General features: G+C 70.8%; 25 protein-coding genes and 1 tRNA gene. 15 read left to right on the top strand and 11 right to left on the bottom strand.

Annotated features, from left to right (window positions below; all coding sequences use genetic code 11):
- Window positions 1–99: 99 nt before the first annotated feature.
- Window positions 100–1122, top strand: a complete 1023-nt coding sequence (locus ACXNSR_RS21360) for an ATP-binding protein (protein WP_458637134.1) — start codon at window positions 100–102, stop codon at window positions 1120–1122.
- On the opposite strand, the gene ACXNSR_RS21355 is transcribed toward ACXNSR_RS21360, so the two are convergent.
- Complete coding sequence (locus ACXNSR_RS21355) at window positions 1076–2383, bottom strand: polysaccharide deacetylase family protein (protein ID WP_458637133.1); 1308 nt, start codon at window positions 2381–2383, stop codon at window positions 1076–1078. The two genes, ACXNSR_RS21360 and ACXNSR_RS21355, sit on opposite strands and share 47 nt — an antisense overlap.
- 235 nt (window positions 2384–2618) lie before the next feature.
- Between ACXNSR_RS21355 and ACXNSR_RS21350 the strand changes: the two genes are divergently transcribed.
- From ACXNSR_RS21350 to ACXNSR_RS21325, 6 genes are all read left to right on the top strand, one after another.
- Window positions 2619–5048, top strand: coding sequence for a SulP family inorganic anion transporter (locus ACXNSR_RS21350; RefSeq protein ID WP_458637132.1), 2430 nt, complete (start codon window positions 2619–2621; stop codon window positions 5046–5048).
- A gap of 160 nt (window positions 5049–5208) precedes the next feature.
- Complete coding sequence (gene acs / locus ACXNSR_RS21345) at window positions 5209–7206, top strand: acetate--CoA ligase (protein ID WP_458637131.1); 1998 nt, start codon at window positions 5209–5211, stop codon at window positions 7204–7206.
- Between the two features lie 225 nt (window positions 7207–7431).
- Entirely contained in the window at window positions 7432–8865 is a 1434-nt protein-coding gene (gene nhaA / locus ACXNSR_RS21340; RefSeq protein ID WP_458637130.1) for a Na+/H+ antiporter NhaA, read from the top strand.
- Between the two features lie 60 nt (window positions 8866–8925).
- Window positions 8926–9384, top strand: coding sequence for a phage holin family protein (locus ACXNSR_RS21335; protein ID WP_458637129.1), 459 nt, complete (start codon window positions 8926–8928; stop codon window positions 9382–9384).
- Window positions 9381–10340 (top strand): alpha/beta fold hydrolase, encoded by a 960-nt coding sequence (locus tag ACXNSR_RS21330; RefSeq protein ID WP_030010121.1) that lies wholly within the window; start codon window positions 9381–9383, stop codon window positions 10338–10340. The genes ACXNSR_RS21335 and ACXNSR_RS21330 overlap by 4 nt, the downstream gene beginning before the upstream one ends.
- Window positions 10341–10496: 156 nt before the next feature.
- The gene (locus ACXNSR_RS21325; protein ID WP_189743888.1) at window positions 10497–10670 is read left to right on the top strand and encodes a hypothetical protein; all 174 of its coding nucleotides are present in this window, start codon (window positions 10497–10499) and stop codon (window positions 10668–10670) included.
- Window positions 10671–10691: 21 nt separating this feature from the next.
- On the opposite strand, the gene ACXNSR_RS21320 is transcribed toward ACXNSR_RS21325, so the two are convergent.
- The 3 genes from ACXNSR_RS21320 to nth all read right to left on the bottom strand — a co-directional run bounded on the left by ACXNSR_RS21320 (window position 10692) and on the right by nth (window position 13632).
- Window positions 10692–11894 carry a MarP family serine protease gene (locus tag ACXNSR_RS21320; RefSeq protein ID WP_458637128.1) on the bottom strand — a complete coding sequence of 401 codons (1203 nt, stop codon included), beginning with the start codon at window positions 11892–11894 and terminating at the stop codon, window positions 10692–10694.
- 13 nt (window positions 11895–11907) lie between these two features.
- Window positions 11908–12627: an NUDIX hydrolase gene (locus ACXNSR_RS21315; protein ID WP_458637127.1), complete on the bottom strand. Its 720-nt coding sequence runs from the start codon at window positions 12625–12627 to the stop codon at window positions 11908–11910.
- A gap of 156 nt (window positions 12628–12783) precedes the next feature.
- Window positions 12784–13632 carry an endonuclease III gene (nth, locus tag ACXNSR_RS21310; RefSeq protein ID WP_458637126.1) on the bottom strand — a complete coding sequence of 283 codons (849 nt, stop codon included), beginning with the start codon at window positions 13630–13632 and terminating at the stop codon, window positions 12784–12786.
- Window positions 13633–13902: 270 nt separating this feature from the next.
- On the opposite strand from nth, the gene ACXNSR_RS21305 reads away from it, so the two are divergent.
- Together ACXNSR_RS21305 and ACXNSR_RS21300 are read left to right on the top strand one after the other, a co-directional pair.
- Entirely contained in the window at window positions 13903–14577 is a 675-nt protein-coding gene (locus ACXNSR_RS21305) for a Crp/Fnr family transcriptional regulator (protein ID WP_007264960.1), read from the top strand.
- A gap of 186 nt (window positions 14578–14763) precedes the next feature.
- Window positions 14764–15570, top strand: a complete 807-nt coding sequence (locus ACXNSR_RS21300; protein WP_458637125.1) for a nucleotidyltransferase domain-containing protein — start codon at window positions 14764–14766, stop codon at window positions 15568–15570.
- 19 nt (window positions 15571–15589) lie between these two features.
- On the opposite strand, the gene ACXNSR_RS21295 is transcribed toward ACXNSR_RS21300, so the two are convergent.
- The 5 genes from ACXNSR_RS21295 to ACXNSR_RS21275 all read right to left on the bottom strand — a co-directional run bounded on the left by ACXNSR_RS21295 (window position 15590) and on the right by ACXNSR_RS21275 (window position 18460).
- On the bottom strand, window positions 15590–15889 hold the full coding sequence (locus ACXNSR_RS21295; RefSeq protein ID WP_458637124.1) for a hypothetical protein: 300 nt from the start codon (window positions 15887–15889) through the stop codon (window positions 15590–15592).
- Complete coding sequence (locus ACXNSR_RS21290; protein WP_458637123.1) at window positions 15886–16731, bottom strand: MBL fold metallo-hydrolase; 846 nt, start codon at window positions 16729–16731, stop codon at window positions 15886–15888. Before ACXNSR_RS21290 ends, ACXNSR_RS21295 begins: the two co-directional genes overlap by 4 nt.
- Window positions 16728–17699 carry an NUDIX hydrolase gene (locus tag ACXNSR_RS21285; protein WP_458637122.1) on the bottom strand — a complete coding sequence of 324 codons (972 nt, stop codon included), beginning with the start codon at window positions 17697–17699 and terminating at the stop codon, window positions 16728–16730. Before ACXNSR_RS21285 ends, ACXNSR_RS21290 begins: the two co-directional genes overlap by 4 nt.
- Before the next feature lie 132 nt (window positions 17700–17831).
- Entirely contained in the window at window positions 17832–18302 is a 471-nt protein-coding gene (locus ACXNSR_RS21280; RefSeq protein ID WP_189743872.1) for a RidA family protein, read from the bottom strand.
- Window positions 18299–18460, bottom strand: coding sequence for a DUF4177 domain-containing protein (locus tag ACXNSR_RS21275; RefSeq protein ID WP_007264966.1), 162 nt, complete (start codon window positions 18458–18460; stop codon window positions 18299–18301). The genes ACXNSR_RS21280 and ACXNSR_RS21275 overlap by 4 nt, the downstream gene beginning before the upstream one ends.
- 241 nt (window positions 18461–18701) lie before the next feature.
- Here ACXNSR_RS21275 and ACXNSR_RS21270 point away from each other — a divergent pair, with 241 nt between their 5' ends.
- Entirely contained in the window at window positions 18702–19685 is a 984-nt protein-coding gene (locus ACXNSR_RS21270; RefSeq protein WP_458637121.1) for an ArsA family ATPase, read from the top strand.
- A complete protein-coding gene (locus tag ACXNSR_RS21265; protein WP_458637120.1) occupies window positions 19682–20977 on the top strand; it encodes an ArsA family ATPase in 1296 nt (431 codons plus the stop codon). Before ACXNSR_RS21270 ends, ACXNSR_RS21265 begins: the two co-directional genes overlap by 4 nt.
- Window positions 20978–21006: 29 nt before the next feature.
- Here the strand turns inward: ACXNSR_RS21265 and ACXNSR_RS21260 are convergent, their stop codons facing one another.
- Entirely contained in the window at window positions 21007–21357 is a 351-nt protein-coding gene (locus tag ACXNSR_RS21260; RefSeq protein WP_030009547.1) for a WhiB family transcriptional regulator, read from the bottom strand.
- A 385-nt stretch (window positions 21358–21742) separates the two neighbouring features.
- Here ACXNSR_RS21260 and ACXNSR_RS21255 point away from each other — a divergent pair, with 385 nt between their 5' ends.
- Window positions 21743–24052 (top strand): transglycosylase domain-containing protein, encoded by a 2310-nt coding sequence (locus tag ACXNSR_RS21255; protein WP_458637119.1) that lies wholly within the window; start codon window positions 21743–21745, stop codon window positions 24050–24052.
- Window positions 24053–24145: 93 nt separating this feature from the next.
- On the opposite strand, the gene ACXNSR_RS21250 is transcribed toward ACXNSR_RS21255, so the two are convergent.
- On the bottom strand, window positions 24146–24607 hold the full coding sequence (locus tag ACXNSR_RS21250; protein ID WP_458637118.1) for a GatB/YqeY domain-containing protein: 462 nt from the start codon (window positions 24605–24607) through the stop codon (window positions 24146–24148).
- A gap of 68 nt (window positions 24608–24675) precedes the next feature.
- On the opposite strand from ACXNSR_RS21250, the gene ACXNSR_RS21245 reads away from it, so the two are divergent.
- The 3 genes from ACXNSR_RS21245 to ACXNSR_RS21235 all read left to right on the top strand — a co-directional run bounded on the left by ACXNSR_RS21245 (window position 24676) and on the right by ACXNSR_RS21235 (window position 26390).
- Entirely contained in the window at window positions 24676–25614 is a 939-nt protein-coding gene (locus tag ACXNSR_RS21245; protein WP_458637117.1) for a metallophosphoesterase, read from the top strand.
- A 126-nt stretch (window positions 25615–25740) separates the two neighbouring features.
- Window positions 25741–25814 (top strand) — tRNA-Pro (locus tag ACXNSR_RS21240).
- Window positions 25815–25919: 105 nt separating this feature from the next.
- Window positions 25920–26390, top strand: a complete 471-nt coding sequence (locus ACXNSR_RS21235; RefSeq protein WP_458637116.1) for a hypothetical protein — start codon at window positions 25920–25922, stop codon at window positions 26388–26390.
- The last annotated feature ends 138 nt before the right edge of the window (window positions 26391–26528 follow it).

Raw genomic sequence — 26528 nt, 5'->3', positions numbered from 1 at the left:
CCTACGCACTGCGCACCCGTAGCACCGACCCCTCCTTGGAGTGGTCTTCTTCACTCACCTCGACCACGCAATGCTGTCGAGCCGCTACGCTTGGTGAACATGAAGATCGCTTTCGTGGGGAAGGGCGGCAGCGGCAAGACGACCCTGTCCTCCCTCTTCATCCGCCACCTCGCCGCCAACGAAGCCCCTGTCGTCGCGGTGGACGCCGACATCAACCAGCACCTGGGCGCCGCGCTCGGACTCACCGAGGAGGAGGCCGCCGAACTGCCCGCCCTCGGCGCGCACCTGCCCCTGATCAAGGAGTACCTGCGGGGCTCCAATCCGCGCATCGCGTCCGCCGACTCGATGATCAAGACCACCCCGCCCGGCCGCGGCTCGCGCCTGCTGCGCGTCACCGGGGACAACCCGGTGTACGAGGCCTGCGCGCGCACGGTCCTGCTCGACGGGGAGCCCGTACGGCTCATGGCCACCGGGCCGTTCACCGAGGCCGATCTGGGCGTGGCCTGCTACCACTCCAAGGTCGGAGCGGTCGAGCTCTGCCTCAACCACCTGGTCGACGGTCCCGACGAGTACGTGGTCGTCGACATGACGGCCGGCTCGGACTCCTTCGCCTCGGGCATGTTCACCCGCTTCGACGTGACCTTCCTGGTCGCCGAACCGACCCGCAAGGGCGTCTCCGTCTACCGCCAGTACAAGGAGTACGCGCGGGACTTCGGGGTCGCGCTCAAGGTCATCGGCAACAAGGTGCAGGGCCCCGAGGACATCGAGTTCCTCCAGGACGAGGTGGGCGAGGACCTGCTGGTCACCATCGGGCACTCCGACTGGGTGCGGGCGATGGAGAAGGGCCGGCCCGCCCCCTTCGAGCTGCTGGAGGCGTCCAACCGGTTCGCCCTCCAGGAGCTCCAGGACGCCGCCGACGACTCGTACGCGCACCGCGACTGGGCGCGGTACACGGAACAGATGGTGAGCTTCCACCTCAAGAACGCCGAGAGCTGGGGCAACGCCAAGACCGGGGTCGACCTGGCTGACCAGGTCGACCCCGATTTCGTCCTGCGCGAGGGGGCCGAGGCGCTCGTCAGCCCTCGTCCGCACTCCCCCCGGCCGGCTCCGCAGCCGGCTTGACGCCCGCGGGGGCGGCCGGCGCCGCCGGCGGCCCCGCGGTCAGGAACTTCGCCCAGCCCTCCTTCGGCGCCTCGCCGACGTCGAGGGTGCGCATCCACTCCAGGGTCTTCGGGTCCTGCGCGTCCAGCCAGTCCGCCAGCTCCCGGAACGGGACGCAGCGGACCTCCTTCTGGGTGCACATGGTCTTGATGGACTCCTCGACGGCGCGCATGTAGGTGCCGCCGTTCCAGGACTCGAAGTGGTTGCCGATGATCAGCGGTGCGCGGTTGCCCTGGTAGACGCGGTCGAAGGCTTCCCGCAGGCCGTCGCGCATCTGGTCACCCCAGTACGCGTGCTGGGAGGGGTCGCCCTGTGAGGTCGTCCCCGACTGGTTGACCATGTAGTTGTAGTCCATGCTCAGGGTGTCGAAGGCCCGCCCCGGCATGGGCACCAGCTGGAGCGGGATGTCCCAGAGCCCGTCCGTCTTCTTGGGCCAGATCTGCTTGCTGATGCCGCTGGAGTCGTAGCGGAAACCCATGTCCTTCGCCGCCAGCATGAAGTTCTTCTGGCCTTCGAGGCACGGGGTGCGGGCGCCGATGAGCTCCTTGTCGTAGTTGAAGGGGAGCGCCTCCTGGTCCTTCAGGCCGGAGTTGGTCTTCCAGTTCTTGACGAAGGACTTGGCCTGGTTGATCTCGCTCTTCCACTCCTCCACGGACCAGGTGCCGACGCCGCCGTCGGGTCCGCAGAAGTGCCCGTTGAAGTGGGTGCCGATCTCATTGCCCTCCAGCCAGGCCGCGCGGACCTGGGTGGCGGTGTCCTTGATGCCCTGGAGGTCGCCGAAGCCGATGTCGGAGCGGCCGGACTCGTGCTGGGGCGCCGTATAGAGGGAACGTTTCTCCTCCGGGAGCATGTAGACGCCGCTGAGGAAGTACGTCATGCGGGCGTTGTACTTCTTGCCGACCTCGCGGAAGTGCGAGAAGAGCTTCTGGCTGTCCTCGCCGGCACCGTCCCACGAGAACACCACGAACTGCGGCGGCTTTTCGCCGGGCCCCAGCTTCTTCGGCTTCTGCACGTTCGGCTGCATGCCGGTGTACGCGGTCGAACCGTCGCCGATGGGCCGGTTGACGCTGCCCGGAGCCTCCGGGGCGGCGGCCCCCTTGAGTGCGTTCGGGGCCCCGGGGGCCGGCGACTTGGCGGGTTCCGAGGTGCTGCACCCGGCGGCTCCCAGGACCAGCGCCGTGGCGACCAGACCTCCGGCGATCTTCTTCGTGGCGGCGATCATCCGCCCCACCTCTCCCTCGCAGTTCCATCGCAGGACTTCCGCGCCGCAACGTCCCACGCGGTCCGGTCGAGAGAAGGTATGACAAGCCGGACAAAATGCTTAATCACCCTTGAGTGCTAATTCATAGGCCATTTGCCCGTATTATTCACCGCTCACCTTTACTCTCCATTACCATTCATTTACCGAGCGTTGAGACTCCCGCCGCTTCATCCCTCCCCAGAGGAGACGGGAACCCATGACAGCCACCTCCCCCGCACCCACGACAGGACAGATCCGCAGGGACTTTCCCACGGATCTCTCCGCCTCCATCGCCGTCTTCCTGATCGCCCTGCCCCTCTCGCTCGGCATCGCCCTGGCCACCGGCGCACCGCTCCAGGCGGGGCTGGTCGCCGCGGCGGTCGGCGGGATCGTCGCCGGGTGGCTCGGTGGCGCCCCGCTCCAGGTGAGCGGGCCCGCCGCCGGACTGACCGTGGTCACCGCCGAGTTGATCCAGCGCTACGGATGGCGCACCACCTGCGCCATCACCGTGCTCGCCGGCCTCTGCCAGCTCGGTCTCGCCGCCCTGCGCACCGCCCGGTCGGCGCTCATGGTCAGCCCGGCCATCGTGCACGGCCTGCTCGCCGGGATCGGTGTGACGATCGCCCTCGCCCAGCTGCACATCGTGCTCGGCGGCAACCCCCAGAGCTCCGCCGTGGCCAACGTCCTCGGACTGCCCGCCCAGTTGGCCGATCTGCATCCCGCGGCACTCGGCGTCAGCGCCCTGACCCTGGCCGTCCTGCTGGCCTGGCCGTGGCTGCCCGGACGGGCCGGCCGGGTCCTGCGCAAGGCCCCCGCCGCGCTGGCGGCCGTTGCCGCGGCCACGGCCGCCGCCGCGCTGTCCGGGCTCGCCCTGCCCAGGGTGGACCTGCCGTCCTGGCGCAGCCACGCCCTGCCCGAGCTGCCCGACGGCCCCGTCCTCGGCATCCTCGCCGCCGTCCTGACCATCGCCCTGGTCGGCAGCGTGCAGTCCCTGCTCTCAGCGGTCGCGACCGACAAGCTGATCGCCTCCGAGCGGCGCACGGACAACCGCCCCCCGCGCGCCGACCTCAACCGCGAGCTGTGGGGGCAGGGTGCGGCGAACATCGTCTCCGGCGCACTCGGCGGACTGCCCGTCTCGGGTGTGGCCGTCCGGAGCGTGGCCAACGTCAAGTCCGGCGCGGTCAGCCGGAAATCGACCATGCTGCACGGCCTCTGGGTGGTACTGGCGGCCGGCCTGCTCGTCCCGGTCCTCGACCTGATCCCGCTCGCCGCGCTGGCCGCCCTCGTGATGGCGGTCGGCGTGCAGATGGTCAACATCACGCATCTGCGCAATGTCACGCGGCACCGGGAGATCCTGGTCTACGTCACGACGATCGTCTCCGTGGTGCTCGGCGGGGTCCTGGAGGGCGTGGCCATCGGGATCGCGGTGGCCGTCGCGCTGGCCCTGTACCGGCTCACACGGACCCGGATCACTCTGGAGCGCCTGGACAGCGGGGCCCACCGGGTCCGGGCGCGCGGGCAGTTGACCTTCCTCGCGGTGCCCCGGCTGAGCCGCGTGCTGAACCAGATTCCGCACGACGGGCACGCGGTGATCGAGCTGGACGGCTCGTTCATGGACCACGCGGCCTACGAGACCCTGCACGACTGGCAGGACTCCCACCTGGCGCACGGGGGCTCACTCGAGGTCACCGGCCGCGCCGGAGCGTCGGCGCGGCCGGCCGAGTCCGTGCCCGCAACCGCCTCCGCCGGGGAGTCCTCCGACGGGAGCCACCCCGCGGACCGGTCCCGCCGCGCACCGCAGCGCGGCGCGCACCAGTGCTGCCGCCCCTGGACGCCGTGGCAGAACCACTGCGACCACCGCCCCGCGGGTACCCGTACGGTCACTGCCGCCGCGGCGGCCGAGGCAGCCGCGACAGCCACGGGGGCGCAGCCGCAGGGTGCCGCCGAGCAGGCCGGCTCGCCCGCCCTCCGGCGGCGCGGCGCGGGCCAACTGGCCAGCGGGATCAGCGCCTTCCAGCGCGACACCGCGCCCCACGTACGGGACGAGCTGGCCCGGCTGGCCCGTGAGGGACAGCGGCCCTCCCAGCTCTTCCTCACCTGTGCCGACTCCCGCCTGGTGACCAGCATGATCACGGCCAGCGGGCCGGGCGACCTGTTCACGGTCCGCAACGTCGGCAATCTGGTACCGCTGCCCGGCGCGGAGTCCACCGACGACTCCGTCGCCGCGGCCATCGAGTACGCCGTGGACGTGCTGCAGGTGGACAGCATCACGGTGTGCGGGCACTCGGGCTGCGGCGCCATGCAGGCCCTGCTCTCCTCCACGCCCGGCGCCCCGATGACCCCGCTGCGGCGCTGGCTCAAGCACGGGCTGCCCAGCCTGGAGCGGATGGCCAGCCGCCACCACGCCTGGGCGCGGATCTCGGGCCGGCTCCCGGCGGACGCGGTGGAGCAGCTGTGCCTGACCAACGTGGTCCAGCAGCTGGAGCATCTGCGGGCCCACGAATCGGTGGCCAGGCGGCTCGCCGAGGGCACCCTGGAGCTGCACGGAATGTACTTCCACGTGGGCGAGGCCCAGGCGTATCTGCTGTCCGAGGGCGAGGACTTCTTCGACTGCCGGGTCTTCGACAGCGTGGGCCAGCACGCCTGAACCGATACCCTCCCGTATTCGTGCAATCGTTTGGCCCCTTCCCGCCCCCTGCGGCGGGGAGGGGCCATTCGCACTCCGTTCTCGCGCGGGCCAGGTCGTGATATAGGTCTAAACCAATTCTCGGCTACCCCTTGTCACCTGGGCCGCTGACTGATGAGCTATGCCCGGGGACACAACGGACACCCTGGGAAAGGGAGATGTCGTGAGCAATGAGAGCCTGGCCAATCTGCTCAAGGAGGAGCGGCGGTTCGCACCGCCCGCCGATCTGGCCGCCGCCGCCAATGTGACCGAGGCTGCGTACGCACAGGCCGACGCGGACCGGCTGGGCTTCTGGGCCGAGCAGGCCCGGCGGCTGACCTGGGCCACCGAGCCGACCGAGACGCTCGACTGGACGAACCCGCCCTTCGCGAAGTGGTTCGCGGACGGCAAGCTCAACGTCGCGTACAACTGCGTGGACCGCCACGTCGAGGCCGGCAACGGCGACCGCGTCGCCATCCACTTCGAGGGCGAGCCCGGCGACAGCCGCTCGATCACCTACGCCGAGCTCAAGGACGAGGTCTCCCGGGCCGCCAACGCCCTGACCGAGCTGGGTGTCGGGGCCGGCGACCGCGTCGCCGTCTACCTGCCGATGATCCCCGAGGCGGTCGTCGCGATGCTCGCGTGCGCCCGCGTCGGCGCCGCGCACTCCGTGGTCTTCGGCGGTTTCTCCGCCGACGCCGTCGCCTCCCGCATCCAGGACGCCGACGCCAAGCTGGTCATCACCGCCGACGGCGGCTACCGCCGTGGCAAGCCCAGCGCCCTCAAGCCCGCCATCGACGAGGCCGTCGCCAGGTGTCCGCAGGTCGAGCACGTGCTCGTCGTGCGCCGCACCGGCCAGGACACCGCCTTCACCGAGGGCCGCGACGTCTGGTGGCACGACGTGGTCGCCCGGCAGTCCGCCGAGCACACCCCGCAGCCGTTCGACGCCGAGCACCCGCTGTTCATCCTCTACACCTCGGGGACCACGGGGAAGCCGAAGGGCATCCTGCACACCTCCGGCGGCTACCTCACGCAGGCCGCGTACACCCACCACGCGGTCTTCGACCTCAAGCCGGAGACCGACGTCTACTGGTGCACCGCCGACATCGGCTGGGTGACCGGGCACTCCTACATCGTCTACGGGCCGCTCGCGAACGGCGCCACCCAGGTCATGTACGAGGGCACGCCCGACACCCCGCACCAGGGCCGGTTCTGGGAGGTCGTCCAGAAGTACGGGGTGACCATCCTCTACACGGCGCCCACGGCCATCCGCACGTTCATGAAGTGGGGCGACGACATCCCCGCGAAGTTCGACCTGTCGAGCCTGCGCGTCCTGGGCTCGGTCGGCGAGCCGATCAACCCCGAGGCCTGGATCTGGTACCGCAAGCACATCGGCGCCGACCGCTGCCCGATCGTGGACACCTGGTGGCAGACCGAGACCGGCGCGATGATGATCTCCCCCCTGCCGGGCGTCACCGCCACCAAGCCCGGCTCCGCCCAGCGCGCCCTGCCCGGCATCTCCGCCACCGTCGTCGACGACGAGGCACACGAGGTCCCCAACGGCGGAGGCGGCTACCTGGTCCTCACCGAGCCGTGGCCGTCGATGCTGCGCACCATCTGGGGCGACGACCAGCGGTTCATCGACACCTACTGGTCGCGCTTCGAGGGCAAGTACTTCGCGGGCGACGGCGCCAAGAAGGACGACGACGGCGACATCTGGCTGCTCGGCCGGGTCGACGACGTCATGCTCGTCTCCGGCCACAACATCTCCACCACCGAGGTCGAGTCGGCCCTCGTCTCGCACCCCTCGGTCGCCGAGGCCGCCGTGGTCGGCGCCAACGACGAGACCACCGGCCAGGCCATCGTCGCCTTCGTCATCCTGCGCGGCAGCGCCTCCGAGACCGAGAACCTGGTCGCGGACCTGCGCAACCACGTGGGCAGCACGCTCGGCCCGATCGCCAAGCCGAAGCGCATCCTGCCGGTCCAGGAGCTGCCGAAGACCCGCTCGGGCAAGATCATGCGCCGTCTGCTGCGCGACGTGGCGGAGAACCGCACGGTCGGTGACGTCACCACGCTCGCCGACTCCTCGGTCATGGACCTGATCCAGAGCAAGCTCCCGGCCGCCGGCAGCGAGGACTGAGGCACACCGCCCGGGACGCACTGACCCACACCGACACACCGAAAGGGGCATCCGGCGCGCCGCGCCGGATGCCCCTTTCGCACCTAAAGTGATGATCACCGGATACGTCCTCGCGTGCACCTGTAAAATATTCAAAGCGTAAAGAAAGACCACAGGGTGCGCCGGGAAGTCTGGTCGGCAATGAGTTCCGCCATGCCGTCCAACCGCCCCCGGAGGTGTCCCCTCGTGGCCGCGCCCAGCCCCACCGACCGCAAGAGCCCCAAGCTGCTCGGCCGTCTCTCCCTGCCCGAGCTCCGCTTCGTCGGCGACGCCCTGCGCGCCGAGACCGTCGGCGGCGTGCTGCTGCTCGTGGCCGCGATCGCCGCCCTCCTGTGGGCGAACATCCCCGCCATCTCGGACAGCTACGCCAGCGTCCGTTCCTTCCACATCGGCCCCGCCGCCCTCGGCCTGGACCTCTCGCTCCAGCACTGGGCGGCCGACGGACTCCTCGCCATCTTCTTCTTCGTCGCCGGCATCGAGCTCAAGCGCGAGCTCGTCGCGGGCGATCTGCGCGATGCCAGGGCAGCCGCGCTCCCGGTGATCGCCGCCCTGTGCGGCATGGCCGTACCCGCCGTGGTCTACGTACTCGTCAACGTCCTGGGCGGCGGCTCCACCGACGGCTGGGCCGTTCCGACCGCCACCGACATCGCCTTCGCGCTCGCCGTCCTCGCCGTCATCGGCACCTCACTGCCGTCTGCCCTGCGCGCCTTCCTGCTGACCCTGGCGGTCGTCGACGACCTCTTCGCCATCCTGATCATCGCGGTGTTCTTCACCAGCGAGATCGACTTCCTCGCGCTCGGCGGCGCGTTCGTGGGCCTCGCCCTCTTCTGGTTCCTGCTGCGCCGCGGCGTCCACGGCTGGTACGTCTACGTTCCGCTCGCCCTGGTCATCTGGGGCCTGATGTACAACAGCGGTGTCCACGCCACCATCGCCGGTGTCGCCATGGGCCTGATGCTCCGCTGCACCCGCCAGGAGGGCGAACGGCAGTCCCCCGGCGAGCACATCGAGCACCTGGTCCGGCCCGTGTCGGCCGGTCTCGCCGTCCCCCTCTTCGCCCTCTTCTCCGCCGGTGTCTCCCTCTCCGACGAGGCCATCGCCCAGGTCTTCACCCGGCCCGAGACCCTCGGTGTGGTGCTCGGACTGGTCATCGGCAAGGCGGTGGGGATCTTCGGCGGCACCTGGCTGGCCGCCCGCTTCACCAGGGCCGAGCTGAACGAGGACCTCGCCTGGCCGGACGTGCTCGCCGTGGCCTCGCTCGCCGGCATCGGCTTCACCGTCTCCCTCCTGATCGGCGAACTCGCCTTCGCCGGTGACGCGGTCCTCACCGACGAGGTCAAAGCGGCCGTCCTGATCGGCTCCCTGATCGCCGCCGTGATCGCGTGCGTCATGCTCAAGCTCCGCGACCGCACCTACCGGGCGCTCACCGAGGCCGAGGAGCGCGACGACGACCACGACGGCATCCCGGACATCTACGAGGAGCACAACCCCGAGTACCACCTGCGGATGGCCAAGATCTACGAGGACCGGGCCGCGGAACACCGCCGCAAGGCCGCGGACGAGTCCGCCACCGAGCTCCAAACCGCGGCCGGGTCCACCACCGACGGCGACCGTCCGGCATGATCTGACTGACGACGCAGGACAGCCGCGCCGACCGGCAGCAGACGACAGAGGGAGAGAGCGATGAGCGCAGTGGACCAAGAGGCGCGGGGAGCCGAGCTCACACTCGGCCAGCTGGTCGCCTCGGCCACCGCCGAGATGTCCGCGCTGGTGCACGACGAGATCGCCCTCGCCAAGGCGGAGATCCGCGAGGACGCCAAGCGCGTGGGCGGCGGATCCGCCGCCATCGTCGTGGCAGGAGTGCTCGCGCTCTTCTCCCTCCCGGTGCTGAGCTTCGCCGCGGCGTACGGGATCCACAACCTCGGGCTCGGGCTCGCCTGGTCCTTCCTCATCGTCGGCGTCGCGTTCCTGCTGATCGCGGGCGTGCTCGCGCTGATCGCCGTACGGAAGTTCAAGAAGGTCAAGCCGCCGGAGAAGTCCATCGCCTCCGTCAAGCAGACCGCCGCGCTGGTCGGGACCGTCAAGCCGCACCCGCGGCCGGTGAGTGACAAGGCTGTGGGTGTGGCACGCTCGTCCTCATGACAGCGCCCACCCCGGACTCCAGCGTTCCTCCCACAGCTGCCACGGCGGTACGGCTCGACCTCCCCGGCGGGCAGGCGGTGACGCACCGGGACGTGGCCGCGAACGGCGCCCGTTTCCACGTCGCCGAGCTCGGCGACGGGCCGCTGGTGCTGCTGCTCCACGGCTTCCCGCAGTTCTGGTGGACCTGGCGGCACCAGATGACCGCCCTCGCCGACGCCGGGTACCGGGCCGTCGCGATGGACCTGCGCGGGGTGGGCGGCAGCGACCGCACCCCGCGCGGCTACGACCCCGCCAACCTGGCGCTCGACATCACCGGAGTCGTACGGTCCCTCGGCGAGCCGGACGCCGCGCTCGTCGGGCACGACCTGGGCGGTTACCTCGCCTGGACGGCGGCCGTGATGCGGCCCAAGCTGGTGCGCCGGCTCGTGGTCTCCTCCATGCCGCATCCGCGCCGCTGGCGCTCGGCGATGCTGTCGGACTTCGGTCAGACCCGGGCGAGTTCACACATCTGGGGCTTCCAGCGGCCGTTCGTCCCCGAGCGGCAGCTCGTCGCCGACGGCGGGGCGCTCGTGGGGGAGCTGATCCGGGACTGGTCGGGGCCGCGGCCGCCCGAGGACGAGGATCTGGCGGTGTACCGGCGGGCCATGTGCATCCCGTCCACCGCGCACTGCTCGATCGAGCCGTACCGCTGGATGATGCGGTCGATGGCACGGCCCGACGGGATCCAGTTCAACCGGCGGATGAAGCGTCCGGTGCGGGTGCCGACGCTGCACCTGCACGGTTCGCTCGACCCGGTGATGCGTACGCGCAGTGCGGCCGGTTCCGGGGAGTACGTCGAAGCCCCTTACCGGTGGCGGCTGTTCGACGGGCTCGGGCACTTCCCGCACGAGGAGGACCCGGTCGCCTTCTCGTCCGAGCTGGTGAACTGGCTCAAGGATCCCGAGCCGGACCGCTGACGAGCCGCTGACGGCCGCTGACCCGGCTATCGCCCCCTGAGGAAGCGGGAGTTGGATCGTACGCTTGTCCTACGAGCATTCAATTGCCTGGCGCATAGGCCAATTGGCCGCCCTCGGCGGGGTTACGGACCTTGGGCCACGGGCAGAGCTCGGAGTATGAGCTGGACGCACGACTACGGTGACACCGCGCACGAACGCCGCTCGGCAGCTACGCCGGGCACCCACGAGAGGGCCGGCCGGCACGGCCACGACCCCCGCCTCGGGATTCCGCTCATCCTGCGCCGACGGGCCCGCTGGGTCTCCGCGCGCCTGCGCCATCCACGGACGTAGGGACCCGGCGGGAGCGGCGCCTCAGAGCGCGCAGCCCTGGCTGTCGACCCGGCGCACGGCGTCCTTGCCGACCCGGATGTCGTCGCGGATCTCGTCCGCCGTCAGCACGTAACCGGTGTTGGGGTCGTCGAGGGACTTCGCGAAGACGACTCCGTACACCCTGCCGTCGGGCGTCAGCAGCGGTCCGCCCGAGTTGCCCTGGCGGACCGTCGCGAACAGCGAGTAGACGTCCCGTCGGACCGTACCCCGGTGGTAGATGTCCGGGCCGTTGGCGTTGATCCGCCCGCGGACGCGGGCCGAGCGGACGTCGTACCCGCCGTTCTCGGGGAAGCCCGCGACGATGGCGTCGTTCCCGCTCGCCGCGTCCTTCTCGGAGAACTCCAGCACCGGCGCCTTCAGCTTCGGCACGTCCAGGACGGCGATGTCGCGCGCCCAGTCGTAGAGCACGACCTTGGCGTCGTACAGCCTGCCCTCGCCGCCGATCTGGACGGTCGGCTCGCTGACCCCGCCGACGACGTGCGCGTTGGTCATCACCTTGCCGGGCGCGAAGACGAAGCCCGTGCCCTCCAGCACCTTGCTGCAGCTGGGCGCGGTACCGACGACCTTCACGATCGAGCGCTTCGCCACCTCGGCCACGGGGCTGCTGGCGAGCGTCGGGTCGGGCGCCTGCACCTCGGTGATGGGCTCGTTGGAGAACGGGCTGAACACCTGGGGGAAGCCGTTGCGCGCGAGGGTGGAGCTGAAGTCGGAGAACCAGGTGTTCGCCTGCTCGGGCAGCACCCGCGACACGCCGAGGAGGACCTTGGAGTTGCGGACCTCCTTGCCCAGGGTGGGAAGTGAGGTCCCGGCGAGCGCGGAACCGATCAGCCAGGCCACCAGCAGCATCGCGACCACGTTGACCAGGGCGCCGCCGGTCGCGTCGAGCGCGCGCGCCGGCGACCAGGTGATCTGGCGGCGGAGTTTGCTCCCGAGATGGGTGGTCAGGGCCTGGCCGATCGAGGCACAGATGATGATCACGACTACGGAGATCACGACGACCGTGGTGGACACCTGGGTGCCGTCGTCCGTCACCCGGTCCCAGATCAGCGGAAGCAGGGACACGGCGACGAGGCCACCGCCGAGGAAGCCGATCACCGACATGATGCCGACGACGAACCCCTGGCGGTAGCCGACGATCGCGAACCATACGGCGGCGAGCAGCAACAGGATGTCCAGCACGTTCACGTGGGCCACCGTCTCATGCGCGCCAGTCGAGCGGGACCTGTCGTGAGCGGTCCCACGGCCGCTCCCAGCCCGCGAAGTGCAGGATCCGGTCGATCACTCCGGCGGTGAAACCCCAGACCAGAGCCGATTCGACGGTGAATCCCGGTCCCAGGTGGCCGCTGGGATGAACGGTCGTGACCCGGTGTTCGGGGTTCGTGAGATCGGCCACGGGAACCGTGAAGACCCGCGCCGTCTCGGCGAGGTCCACGGCTCCGACCGGGCTGGGGTCGCGCCACCAGCCGAGGACCGGGGTCACGACGAACTCACTGACCGGGATGTAGAGGCGGGGCAGCACGCCGAAGAGCTGAACACCGGAAGGATCCAGTCCGGTTTCTTCCTCGGCCTCGCGCAGTGCGGCGCGCAGCGGGCCGGAGGTGTGCGGATCGCCGTCCTCGGGATCCAGCGCGCCGCCGGGAAAGGAGGGCTGGCCCGCGTGCGAGCGCAGGGTGCCGGCGCGCTCCATCAGGAGCAGTTCGGGGCCCCGTGCGCCCTCCCCGAAGAGGACGAGCACGGCGGACTGCCGTCCGCGGCCGTCCGCGGGCGGCAGGAAGCGGCTCAGCTGCCCCGGCTGGACGGACCGGGCCGCCTCGACGACGGGGTCGAGCCACCCGGGCAGGCCGTCGGTGGTGACGGCGGGGCCGCCCTCGCGTGCTCCCACCGTGGTTCCGGTCTCGTCCCGTGTACCGCGCGTCATAGGCACCCCTGTCCGCGTTGTCCTGTCCAGCGACGTCTCCCACACCGCCAACGCGGCCCGGGTACCGATTCGTTCCTAAGTCCCCAAGTCCGCGGGTCTTCACGCCCCGCGGACCTGCGTTCCCCGTCCCCTGTCCCGCCGCCCTCGGGGCGGCCGCTACGGCGCCGCCACGGCCCCGCCCAGCGGCTGGGCCGGGAGGCCCGGGTAGTCCGGGGGCGGGGTCAGCCGCTGGCCCGGCTGGCCGCCCTTCTCGTACTTGAGCAGCTTCTTCGCCTTCTCCGGGTCGGTCTCGCCCTCCCCGTACGCCGGGCAGAGCGGGGCGATCGGGCAGGCCCCGCAAGCGGGCTTGCGCGCGTGGCAGATCCGGCGGCCGTGGAAGACGACCCGGTGCGAGAGCATCGTCCACTCGCTCTTCGGGAAGATCGCGCAGATCTCCGCCTCGACCTTCTCCGGGTCCTCCTGCTCGGTCAGCTTCCAGCGGCGCACCAGCCGGCCGAAATGGGTGTCCACCGTGATCCCCGGAACACCGAACGCATTGCCGAGGACCACGTTCGCGGTCTTGCGGCCCACTCCGGGCAGCGTCACCAGGTCCTCGATCCGGCCCGGGACCTCCCCGCCGAAGTCGTCCCGCAGGGCCTGCGAGAGGCCGAGCAGGGACCGCGACTTCGCCCGGAAGAACCCGGTCGGCCGGATCAGCTCCTCCAGATCCTCGGGGGCGGCCGCGGCCATGTCCTCGGGGGTCGGGTAGGCCGCGAAGAGGGCCGGGGTCGTCTGGTTGACCCGCAGGTCGGTGGTCTGCGCGGACAGCACCGTCGCGACCAGCAGCTCGAAGGGGTTGCGGAAATCGAGCTCCGGATGGGCGTACGGATAGATCTCGGCCAGCTCGCGGTTGATGCGCCGGGCCCTGCGCACCATGGCCAGGCGCGACTCCGGCTTGACCGACTTCGGTTTCTTGGCCGAAACTTTGCCCTGCGGGGTGGCCGCGGCTCTCCCGGGCGTCTTCACTGGGTCATGTTCGCCCACAGCAGAATTTTGGGGCTCCGTCACTCCGGCGGACCCCTTGGCCTGTGCTCTCACCGGCTTATTGGACACCCGGCCAGCCTAAGGCCGACCGCTGACACCCGCCCGGACCTCAGGTAACACCACTCCGATTGGCCTCTCGCCGCACAGCACGCCCGTCCGTCCGGCATCCTTGTGATTGATCGCACTGTTTGAGCCGTCCGGCAAAATGGGGAGCACGGTCCCCTGGAGCCGGTCGACATAGGAGAGAGACTCGTGGACGACGTTCTGCGGCGCGCCCCGCTCTTCGCGGCGCTCGATGACGAGCAGGCCGCGGAGCTCCGCGCCTCCATGGCCGAGGTGACCCTCGCACGCGGCGACGCCCTGTTCCACGAGGGCGACCCCGGCGACCGGCTGTACGTCGTGACCGAGGGCAAGGTGAAGCTCCACCGCACCTCCCCCGACGGCCGCGAGAACATGCTGGCCGTCCTCGGCCCCGGCGAGCTGATCGGCGAGCTGTCGCTCTTCGACCCGGGCCCGCGCACCGCCACCGCGACCGCCCTGACCGAGGTCAAGCTCCTCGGCCTCGGCCACGGTGACCTCCAGCCCTGGCTCAACGCCCGGCCCGAGGTCGCGACCGCGCTGCTGCGCGCCGTCGCACGCCGCCTGCGCAAGACCAACGACCAGATGTCCGACCTGGTCTTCTCCGATGTTCCCGGCCGTGTGGCGCGGGCGCTCCTGGACCTGTCGCGCCGCTTCGGCGTGCAGTCGGAGGAGGGCATCCACGTGGTGCACGACCTCACGCAGGAGGAGCTCGCCCAGCTCGTCGGCGCCTCGCGCGAGACCGTGAACAAGGCCCTGGCCGACTTCGCGGGCCGCGGCTGGCTGCGCCTGGAGGCGCGTGCGGTCATCCTGCTGGACGTGGAGCGCCTCGCGAAGCGCTCCCGCTGACGCCGGCCACAGCCGTTCGAAGGGGTCCTGCCCGACCGGGCAGGACCCCTTCGCGTTCTCCCGGCCTCGGCCGGCCCGAGCCGGCCCGAGCCGGCCGAGACGCGTCACCGTGCCCGCACGGCCCCGCCGGCCGACGCACGGCGTTCGGTCCGCCGCCCCGGGCGGACGGCCGGGCACAGTGGACCCATGGAGCACAGAGGGCTGGACGCGTACGGGTACTTCGAGCGGGAGGGGTCCCTCGGGCGGGTGCAGGACGGGTTCAGGGGCCTCGTGGCGGCCGCGCGGGCCCGGATCGGCGAGGCGTACGGCCGACGGCTGCACAGCGCGTACCTCTACGGGTCCGTGCCGCGCGGGACGGCCCGGCCCGGGCGCTCGGACCTGGACCTGCTGCTCGTACTGCACCACGAACCCTCCGAGGAGGACCGGGACACGGCCGAGGTGCTCGCCCGCGGGCTCGACGAGGACTTCCCGGAGATCGACGGGGTCGGCATCCTGCTCCAGGACAAGGCCGCGGTGCTGAGCGAGGCGGAACGATTCGACCTGGGCTGGTTCCTCGCCTGCCTGTGCACCCCGCTGCTCGGCGCGGACCTGGCCGAGCACCTTCCGCGCTACCGGCCGGACAGCCTGCTCGCCCGCGAGACCAACGGCGACCTGGCCGACCGGCTGCCCGGGTGGCGGACACGGGTGCGGGAGGCCTCGACCCCGGAGGAGTACCGGAAGCTGAGCCGCCTCTTCTCCCGGCATCTGGTGCGCACCGCCTTCACGCTGGTCATGCCGCGGTGGGGCGGCTGGACCAGCGACCTCGGCGAGTCCGCGGAGATCTTCGGCATGTACTACCCGGAACGGGCGGCGCAGCTGGAGGCCGCGGCCGCCGTCGCCCTGGACCCCGTCGCGGACCCGGAGGTGCTGCGCGGTTACGTCGAGGACCTCGGGCCGTGGCTGGCCGACGAGTACACGGCCCGGCACGGCACGAAGGCGCCGCGCCGGGACTGAGCGCCGGCTCCGGGCCGGCTCAGACCTTCTCGGCCGCCGCGAGGGCGTCGACGGCCAGCTTGGCCTCCGCCAGGCCCGCGCCGGTGATCCGGCGGTATTCCTTGATCGCCGAGATGTGCCGGTCGGCCCTCAGGTGGGCCCGTACCTCGTCCATCCCGGCCGGCTCCGGCTCCTCGATGCCGAAGTGGTCCAGCACCAGCGCCAGGCGGCGCTCGGTGCGGTCCGCCTTGCGCTGGAGGCTCTGCACTCGGAGCGTCACCGTCGAGGTGATCCATCCGGCCGTCGCGACCAGTGCGACCAGCAAGAACACGGTGTTCATTCGGGCCCTCCCGGGATCAGTCCGTGATCTTGAAGGTACTCCAGCTGCGCCCGGACGGACCATTGGGCGGCGGGCCACAGGGAGCGGTCCACGTCCGCGTAGACCTGGGCGACGACCGCCTCCGGGGTCAGGCAGCCGTTCTCGACGGCGGTCTCGACCTGGGCGAGCCGGTGCGCGCGGTGGGCGAGGTAGAACTCCACGGCGCCCTGCGCGTCCTCCAGGACCGGCCCGTGGCCCGGCAGGACGGTGTGCACCCCGTCGTCCACGGTGAGCGAGCGCAGACGGCGCAGGGAGTCCAGGTAGTCGCCGAGGCGGCCGTCGGGGTGGGCGACGACGGTGGTGCCGCGGCCCAGGATGGTGTCGCCGGTCAGCACGGCCCGGTCGGCGGGCAGGTGGAAGCAGAGCGAGTCGCTGGTGTGGCCGGGGGTCGGCACCACGCGCAGCTCCAGCCCGCCGGTCCGGATCACGTCCCCGGCGGCCAGGCCCTCGTCGCCGAGGCGCAGCGCCGGGTCCAGGGCGCGGACCTTCGTACCGGTGAGCTCGGCGAAGCGGCCCGCGCCCTCGGCGTGGTCCGGGTGGCCGTGGGTGAGCAGGGTGAGGGCGATCCGCTTGCCGGCCCGCTCGGCGGTGGCGATGACCGCCCGCAGGTGTATGTCGTCCAGCGGGCCGGGATCGATCACGACGGCGAGGTCGGAGCCGGGCTCGGACACGAGCCAGGTGTTGGTGCCGTCGAGGGTCATCGCGGAGGGGTTGGGGGCCAGGACGTTCACCGCGCGGGCGGTCGCCGGCCCGGAGGTCACGACTCCGCGGGGCTGTCCGGGCAGTGCGGCGGCGTCGGTCATGCGGGACCTCCGGGAGCTGCGGGACCTGCGGGGTCGGCGGGTTCTGAGGGGTCGGCGGGGTCGGCGGGAGCTGCGGGAGCTGCGGGGCGGACGCGCTTGGTGAACTCGTCGTGCCCGGGCCAGCTGAGCACCAGCTCGCCGTCCTCCAGCGTGGCTTGTGCCAGCACCGGGGCGAGGTCCTGCGCGGCCGCCGCGGCGAGCGCGCCCCCGGCGCTCCCGTACGGCTCCAGCGAACGCAGTGTGGAGATGGTCGGCGGCATCATCAGCAGCTCGCCCTTGTCGTACCCGTCGGCCGCGTCGGCCGGGCGGATCCACACGGTCCGGTCGGCCTCGGTGGAGGCGTTGCGGGTGCGCTGCCCCTCGGGGAGGGCGGCGACGAAGAACCAGGTGTCGTAACGGCGCGGCTCGAACTCTGGGGTGATCCAGCGCGCCCAGGCCCCGAGCAGGTCGGAGCGCAGCCGCAGGCCGCGGCGGTCGAGGAACTCCGCGAAGGACAGCTCCCGCGCCACCAGCGCCTGCCGGTCGGCCTCCCAGTCGTCGCCGGTGGTGTCACCGACGATCTCGTCCGGGGTCTGTCCGGCGAGCAGGACGCCCGCCTCCTCGAAGGTCTCCCTCACGGCACCGCAGACGATGGCCTGGGCGGTCAGGGGGTCGGTACCGAGCCGGGCCGCCCAGTCCTCCCGGGAGGGGCCCGCCCAGCCGACCTGGTGCTCCTCGTCGCGGGGATCGACCCCGCCGCCCGGATAGGCGTACGCGCCCCCGGCGAAGGCCATGGAGGCCCGCCTGCGCAGCATGTGCACGGCGGGACCGTCGGGGGTGTCGCGCAGGAGCATCACGGTGGCGGCGCGCCGCGGCTCCACCGGGACGAGCGAGCCGTCCGCGAGCGCGCGGATGCGGTCGGGCCACTCCGGCGGGTACCACTGGCCTCCGGCGGGGGGCTGCTGCTGACCATGCTGACCATTCGGCATGGCCGGATGCTACGGCCATCCGGCCCGATGTTCGAGGGTCTCCCGTCCCGGTCGGCCGGCACGGCGCGCGGGACGGCCGGGAAGCGCGCGGTGCGCGACCCGGTCCGTCCCGGTGGAACCCACCCCGAGGGGTCAGGCTCCGGCGACCAGTTCCACCTGGATCTCGACCTCGACCGGGGCGTCCAGCGGCAGGACCGCGACGCCTACCGCGCTGCGGGCGTGGACGCCCTTCTCGCCGAGGACCTCGCCGAGCAGCTCGCTCGCACCGTTCAGCACGCCCGGCTGGGCCGTGAAGTCGGGGGCGGAGGCGATGAAGCCGACGACCTTCACGACACGCGCGATCTTGTCGAGGTCACCGACGACGGACTTGACGGCGGCCAGGGCGTTGAGCGCGCAGATCGCCGCGAGCTCCTTGGCCTGCTCCGGCGACACCTCGGCGCCGACCTTGCCGGTGACCGGCATGCTGCCCTTGACCATCGGGAGCTGGCCCGCGGTGAAGACGTACGAGCCCGACCGCACGGCGGGCTGGTACGCGGCCAGCGGCGGGACGACGCCCGGGAGCGTCAGGCCGAGCTCGGCCAGCTTCGCCTCTACGGCGCTCATGCCTTCTCCCGCTTGAGGTAGGCAACGAGCTGCTCGGGGTTGTTCGGGCCGGGCACGACCTGGACGAGCTCCCAGCCGTCCTCGCCCCAGGTGTCCAGGATCTGCTTGGTGGCGTGAACCAGCAGCGGGACCGTCGCGTATTCGAACTTCTTGGTCATGGGAGCGAGGGTAGTGCCTGGAGTGCGGGGCGCACGCCGCCCCCGGAACGGACGGCCGGACACCTCACCCGGGCAGGCGCCGTGCCGCCCCGGCACGGCCCAGGACCGGGCACGGACCGAAAGCGGACCGGAAACGGACTGGGCTGTTCCGGCACGGACGTAACGGAGCTCACCCCCGAACACTCCGGCAGAACCACCCGGCACCACCGGAGTCGAACCCGAGGAATTAGGCTCGGACGCTGTGAGCAGGCTCCAGGTGGTCAGCGGCAAGGGCGGCACCGGCAAGACCACGGTCGCCGCAGCACTCGCGCTTGCCCTCGCACGCGAGGGCGGCCGGACTCTTCTCGTGGAGGTCGAGGGCAGGCAGGGGCTCGCGCAGCTCTTCGGCGCGGAGGCACTCCCCTACGAGGAACGGAAGATCGCCGTGGCGCCCGGCGGGAGCGGTGAGGTCTACGCGCTCGCCATCGACGCCGAACGGGCGCTGCTGGACTACCTCCAGATGTTCTACAAGCTCGGCTCGGCCGGCCGCGCGCTCAAGAAGCTCGGCGCCATCGACTTCGCGACGACCATCGCCCCGGGGCTGCGCGACGTGCTGCTGACGGGCAAGGCCTGCGAAGCCGTGCGGCGCAAGGACCGGACGGGCCGCTACGTCTACGACCACGTGATCATGGACGCGCCGCCGACCGGGCGGATCACCCGGTTCCTGAACGTCAACGACGAGGTGGCGGGCCTGGCCCGGTTCGGGCCGATCCACAACCAGGCCCAGGCCGTCATGAAGGTCCTCAAGTCCCCCGAGACCGCCGTGCACCTGGTCACCCTCCTGGAGGAGATGCCCGTCCAGGAGACCGCGGACGGCATCGAGGAACTGCGCCGGGCCGGACTGCCCGTCGGGCGGGTCGTCGTCAACATGGTCCGCCCGCACCATCTGGACGAGGACACCCTGCGCACCGCGGCCGACGACCACCGCGCCGAGGTGGCGAAGTCGCTGTCCCGGGCGGGCCTCGGCGGCGCGCGGCGCGGCGGGCTGGCCGAGCGGCTGGTGGATCCGCTGCTCACCCAGGCGGCCGAGCACGCGAGCCGGGTGGAGCTGGAGCGCGCGCAGCGCGCCGTGCTGACGGGCCTGGACCTGCCGACGTACGAACTGCCCCTGCTCGGCGCGGGGATGGATCTGGCCGGGCTGTACGCGCTGGCCAAGGAACTGCGGAAGCAGTCGGTGGCCGAATGAGCGAGGGGGTGGGCACCGTGACCATGGACACTCCGCCGCGGCTGGCGGTCGACCGGCTGTTGGACGACCGGGAGACCCGGATCATCGTGTGCTGCGGGGCGGGCGGCGTCGGCAAGACCACCACGGCCGCGGCACTCGGCGTACGGGCGGCCGGGCGCGGGCGCAAGGCCGTCGTGCTCACCATCGACCCGGCGCGCCGGCTCGCGCAGTCGATGGGGATCGACTCGCTGGACAACACCCCGCGGAAGGTGGAGTCCGTGGGGGCGGGCGACGGCGAACTGCACGCCATGATGCTGGACATGAAGCGGACCTTCGACGAGATCGTCGAGGCGCACGCGGACGCCGAGCGGGCCCGGGCCATCCTCGCCAACCCCTTCTACCAGTCGCTGTCGGCCGGCTTCGCGGGCACGCAGGAGTACATGGCGATGGAGAAGCTGGGGCAGCTGCGGGCCCGGGACGACTGGGACCTGATCATCGTCGACACTCCGCCGAGCCGGTCCGCGCTGGATTTCCTGGACGCGCCGAAGCGGCTCGGGTCCTTCCTGGACGGGAAGTTCATCCGGGTGCTGATGGCTCCGGCGAAGGTGGGCGGCCGGGCCGGGATGAAGTTCCTGAATGTCGGTATGTCGATGATGACCGGCACCCTCAGCAAGCTGATGGGGGCCTCCCTGCTGAAGGACGTCCAGACCTTCGTGGCCGCGATGGACACGATGTTCGGCGGTTTCCGCACGCGCGCGGACGCGACCTTCCGACTGCTCCAGGCTCCCGGCACGGCCTTCCTGGTGGTCGCCGCGCCCGAGGCGGACGCCCTGCGCGAGGCGGCGTACTTCGTGGAACGGCTGGCCGCGGAGAACATGCCGCTGGCCGGCCTGGTATTGAACCGGGTCCACGGCAGTGGCGCCGACCAGCTGTCCGCCGAGCGGGCGTTGGCCGCCGCAGAGAATCTTGAAGAAGGCGGCATTGTCGATCAGGAGTCCGGGAAAGCTGGACTTCGTGACGCGGACGCGGAACCCACCGTGCCCACCCGGACCGCGAACCCTCCCGAGACAGGCTCCCCCGGCACCGAAGGCGATACCGCGGTCGTCGACCGGATCACGGCAGGACTGCTGCGCCTACATGCCGAACGCATGCAGGTGATCGCGCGTGAGCAACGCACACGCGATCGCTTCACCTCATTGCACCCCGAAGTGGCGGTGGCGGAAGTGGCCGCCCTGCCCGGCGATGTGCACGACCTCGCCGGGCTGCGGGCCATCGGAGAACGACTCGCGGCCGGGGTTCCGGCCGGAGCGTAGGCGTTCGTACGTCGTGGCGGCCGTGTGGTCTACCCGGCTGCCGCGTATGTCTCGTACGACACGTCGATCTCCGCGTCTGCATCCATGGTGAGGATGCCCGTACTGCGCTCGTACTCCGTACGTGCGGTTTCGAGCAGCCGTCGCCACGAGGTGACGGTGGGACGCCGGCGCAGCAGCGCACGTCGTTCCCGCTCGGTCATTCCGCCCCATACGCCGAACTCGACACGATTGTCGAGCGCGTCGGCCAGGCACTCGGTCCGCACCGGACATCCGGTGCACACCGCCTTGGCCCTGTTCTGTGCCGCTCCTTGAACGAATAGTTCATCCGGATCGGTAGTGCGGCAGGCTGCCTGCGCACTCCAGTCGGTAACCCAGCCCATCCCGGCGCCGTCCTCTCCCGAATCGAGGCTCCCCCACGGCGGTAGCGGCATATTCACCGCTGCCAGTTGAGGACGTTACGGAAGGCGAGGACAGTGCAACACCCCCGACGGGCCCAATCTTGAATGGTCCGAACGGACTATGGGTAAGCGGCAGATCACCCGACGGAGTGATCCGGCGACATGCCCGGCCATTGCGGCAATTCGGGTGTAATCGTCGGTTCGGCTTCAGCAGAGGGGCAGGTTTCGGACATGTGTCCACCCCATTCGGGAAGGGTGAAAATCAAGCCGAGGGGTTGATGTTGCACCGCACTGCTGTGACAGTTGGGGACAGCTTAGGCCAAGGCATTCGCGTGTGTCCGGCGAATGAGAACGTAGGCTTCCCCCTATGGGAAAGAAGCGCTCGGGCGGCGGGCTCACGGGGAGCCAGCAGGCCGCCAAGTTCCTCGGAGTGTCCGTCCTCTCCGGGGTGGTACTGGCCGGCATGGCGATTCCGGCCACAGGCGCCCTGGGCCTGGCGGCCAAGGGGACGGTAGAGGGATTCGATGAGATTCCGGCCAACCTCAAGACTCCGCCGCTGAGCCAGCGGACCACGATCCTGGACGCCGAGGGCGGCCCGATCGCCACCATCTATTCGCGCGACCGGCAAGTGGTCCCCCTCACGGCGATCTCCCCGTACATGCAGAAGGCCATCGTCGCGATCGAGGACTCCCGTTTCTACGAGCACGGCGCGGTCGACCTCAAGGGCATCCTGCGTGCGGTCAACCGCAACGCGCAGGAGGGCGGCGCCGCACAGGGCGCCTCCACCCTCACCCAGCAGTACGTGAAGAACGTGTTCGTCGAAGAGGCCGGCGACGACGAGACCAAGGTGCGCGAGGCCCAGGAGAAGAGCCTCGGCCGCAAGATCCGCGAGCTGAAGTACTCGATCCAGGTCGAGGAGGAGCTCGGGAAGAAGAAGATCCTCGAGAACTACCTCAACATCACCTACTTCGGCCAGCAGGCGTACGGAATCGAATCCGCCGCCCAGCGCTACTTCAGCAAGCCGGCCAAGGACCTGACGCTGGAGGAGTCCGCGCTGCTCGCGGGCGTCGTGCAGTCGCCGAGCCGGTACGACCCCGTGAACGACGCGCAGGAGGCGACGAAGCGCCGCAACATCGTCCTGCAGCGCATGGCCGACACCAAGGACGTCTCGCAGGCGGAGGCGGACGCGGCGAAGGCGAAGCCGGTCACCCTCAAGGTGACCAAGCCGAAGAACGGCTGCATCACCGCCCTCAAGGGCGCGGGCTTCTTCTGCGACTACGTGCGCAACACCTTCCTGACCGACCCGGCCTTCGGCAAGACGCGAGAGGAGCGGGCGAAGATCTGGAACCAGGGCGGCCTGACGGTACGCACCACCCTGGACCCCCAGTCGCAGGACGCGGCCAACGAGTCGATCAAGGACCACGTCTACCAGGAGGACTCGATCGCGACGGCCGTGACCATGGTCCAGCCGGGCACCGGACGGGTGCTGGCGATGGGTCAGTCCAAGCCGTACGGCTTCGGGAAGAACGAGACGCAGATCAACTACTCCGTGGACAAGCGGATGGGCGGCTCGAACTTCGGCTTCCAGGTCGGCTCGACCTTCAAGCCGTTCATCGCCGCGGCCGCCATAGAGCGGGGCATGCCGCCGACGAAGGTGTACCAGGCGCCGAACAAGATCGACTACCCGACGCCGATCACCAAGTGCGACGGCACGCAGTGGCTGAACCTGCCGATCGACGGCAAGATCCAGACGGCGAAGAACGAGACCGAGGACGAGATCGGTCCGTACGCGCTGCGGACGGCGATGGAGAAGTCCATCAACACGTACTTCGTCGAGATGATCGGCGAGATCGGCCTCTGCCCGGTGACGGAGATGACGCAGAAGCTCGGCGTGGTCCCGGCCGACGGCTCCAAGCTCCCCGAGGCCCCGTCGATCGCGCTCGGCTCCGCCGAACTGTCCCCGCTGACGATGGCCAACGCGTACGCGACCTTCGCCAACCGCGGTGTCTACTGCACGCCCGTCGCCATCGAGTCGATCACCGACGCGCACGGCAAGGCGCTCGCGGTGCCGAAGTCCAAGTGCGACCGGGCGATGTCCACCGACACGGCCGACACCATCAACACCCTGCTGCGCGGGGTGGTCGACTCCGGTACCGGTGAGCGGGCCGGTCTCAGCGACCGCGACAGCGCCGGCAAGACCGGTACGACGGACTCCCGCTACAACGCCTGGTTCGTCGGCTACACGCCGAACGTCTCCGGCGCGGTGTGGGTCGGCTCGGGCGGCGCGAAGAAGATCACGATGGAGAACATCGTGATCGGCGGCAGGCCCTTCGACAAGGTCTTCGGTGGCGGTCTGCCCGGCCCGATCTGGAAGGACGCGGTCAGCGGCGCTCTCTCCGGCCGCGAGTCGGGGAACTTCGTCACGGTCGGCATTCCGGAGCCGACGATCCCCTCCGGCGGCCCGCGCGGCAACAAGCCGTCCACGCCCCCGACCCGGCCCGGCAAGCCCGGCGGCGGCGACGGCAAGCCCGGCGGCCGCCCCGGCGGTCAGACCGGCGGGAACCACGGCGGTGGAGCCACGGGCGCGACCGGCGACGTCCAGCCGCAGCCCCCGTTCCCCGGGATCACGATCGACCCGAACACCGCCGGCGTGATCGGCGGCCGCGACGACCAGTAGCGGTCGGCGGTCGGCGCGCAGCACGACGAACGAGAAAGGGGGAGGGCCCCGGCCGACACCGGCCGGGGCCCTCCCCCTTCGTGCTGCGCGGTCCTACGAGAGCTGCTGCTTGACGACGGCGGCGACCCGCCCGCCCTCCGCCAGCCCGGCGACCTTCGGGTTCACGATCTTCATGACGGCACCCATGGCACGCGGCCCCTCGGCACCCGCGGCCCTGGCCTCCTCGACGGCCGCCGCAACGATCGCGGCGAGTTCGTCGTCGCCGAGCTGCTTGGGCAGGTACGTGTCGAGGAACTCGCCCTCCGCGGTCTCGCGCGCGGCCTGCTCGGGACGGCCGCCCTGGGCGAAGGCCTCCGCGGCCTCGCGGCGCTTCTTCGCCTCCTTGGCGATCACCTTGAGGACTTCCTCGTCGGAGAGCACACGTGCCTCCTTGCCCGCGACCTCCTCCTTGGTGATGGCGGAGAGGGTCAGGCGCAGCGTGGACGAGTGCAGCTCGTCGCGCGCCCTGATGGCGGTCGTGAGGTCTTCCTGGAGCTTGGCCTTGAGCGTGGTCATGCAGGTGAGTCTGCCAGGTGCGGGGGCAGTGGCGCTCACCGGTTTTCCGGGTCTGCGACGATGGGTCCATGCGTGCGCGTTACGGAGTACCCCTGAAGGCGGCTGCCGGAATCGCTGCGGTGGGGGCCGCGGGTGTGGCCTATGCCGCCGGTTTCGAGGCGAGGTCCTTCCGCCTGCGCCGGGTCACGGTGCCTGTCCTACCCCAGGGGATGCGCCCGCTGCGCGTGCTCCAGGTGTCCGACATCCACATGGTCGGCGGACAGCGCAAGAAACGCGCCTGGCTGCAGTCGCTGGCCGGCCTGCGCCCCGACTTCGTCGTGAACACCGGCGACAACCTCTCCGACACCGAGGGCATCCCCGAGCTGCTCGACGCGCTGGGCCCCCTCATGTCCTTCCCGGGCGTGTACGTCTTCGGGTCGAACGACTACTACGGGCCGCGGCTGCGCAACCCCGGGCGCTACTTGATCGAGCGGACCCAGGGCCGGCACGGGCTGAACGGCAACAAGCCGGTCGTCGGCGCCGTCCACAACCCGTGGGAGGACATGCGGGACGCCTTCGACGCGGCCGGCTGGCTGAACCTCACCAACACCCGGGCGCGGCTGAAGCTGGACGGCCTGGAGCTGGCCTTCACCGGGCTCGACGACCCGCACATCAAGCGGGACCGCTACGCGAGCGTCGCCGGCGGCCCGGAGGCGGACGCGGACTTCTCGATGGCGGTGGTGCACGCCCCGTACCTGCGCGTCCTGGAGTCCTTCACGGCCGACCGGTACCCGCTGATCCTCGCGGGCCACACCCACGGCGGACAGCTGTGCATCCCCTTCTACGGGGCGCTCGTCACCAACTGCGACCTGGACACGAAGCGGGTGAAGGGGCTCTCCACGCACGAGGCGGCGGGCAATCGCGCGTACCTGCACGTCTCGGCCGGCTGCGGCACCAACCGGTTCACCCCGGTCCGCTTCGCGTGCCCGCCGGAGGCGACGCTCCTGACGCTGACCCCGAAGGGGTAGGGCCCACCTCCGCCCGACGCCTCCCCCGGCCCCGCGACCGCTCCGCGAAACCGGATTTCGTCTCCGGCGAGAGGTCCGCTAAAGTAATCGATGTCGCCAGGGCAGCAAGCGCTGCGGGGCGGCGATCGGGGTGTAGCGCAGCTTGGCAGCGCGCTTCGTTCGGGACGAAGAGGTCGTGGGTTCAAATCCCGCCACCCCGACAGAGTAAGACCAGGTCAGGCACCTACAAGTTCTTGTAGGTGCCTGACCTGTTTCTGCTGCCGTCCACTTCCGTGGCACCCGCGACCGGTCGAGGGAGTGTCGCAATGACGTACGTGCTGCAAGCCGTGATCGCCGGGGACGGGCTGCTCCGTGACGCCTTGCGGGATCTGCCCGCGGCCAGGCTGGCGTCCCTCGGCCAGGGGCTGTCGCTCGCGCCGATGACCGGCGCGCTGTTCGACGCGCTCGCGGACGGAAGCGACGTGGATCATCTGGGGTTCTGGCGCCTTCCGGGAGGCTTTGACCGGCTCCTCGCCGCATGGTCGGCCGCCGGGCCGCTGGCCTACGTGGAAGCCGAGTACTTCGGCGGCGTGGGCGAGCAGCACGCCGCGGTCTGGGACGGCGGCGCCCTCGTGCTGGGACCGCTTCACGTGGAGGAGGGCCGGCCGACACCGCCTGCCGGAAGCCCGATCTCGCAGGCCCTGCGGAGGCTGGGCGTGCTGACGACCGGCGCGGAGGACGAGTTCTCGGCGGCGGGTCTGGGCCGGCACCGGCACAACGCGGGCTGGATCGCCTGAGCGGCGGGCCCCCGCTCCGCGCACGGGTCGGGTCCGTTCACGCGCGGACCTCGCCCCGACCTGTACGACCTTCCTGATGAACGAGGTATCCAATGACGGTCTTCCAGTGCCGTGGCTGCCGGCGTGCGGTGACGCCGG

The sequence above is a fragment of the Streptomyces sp. NC-S4 genome (assembly GCF_054353315.1).
This window is presented reverse-complemented; position numbering and strand designations above follow the sequence as displayed.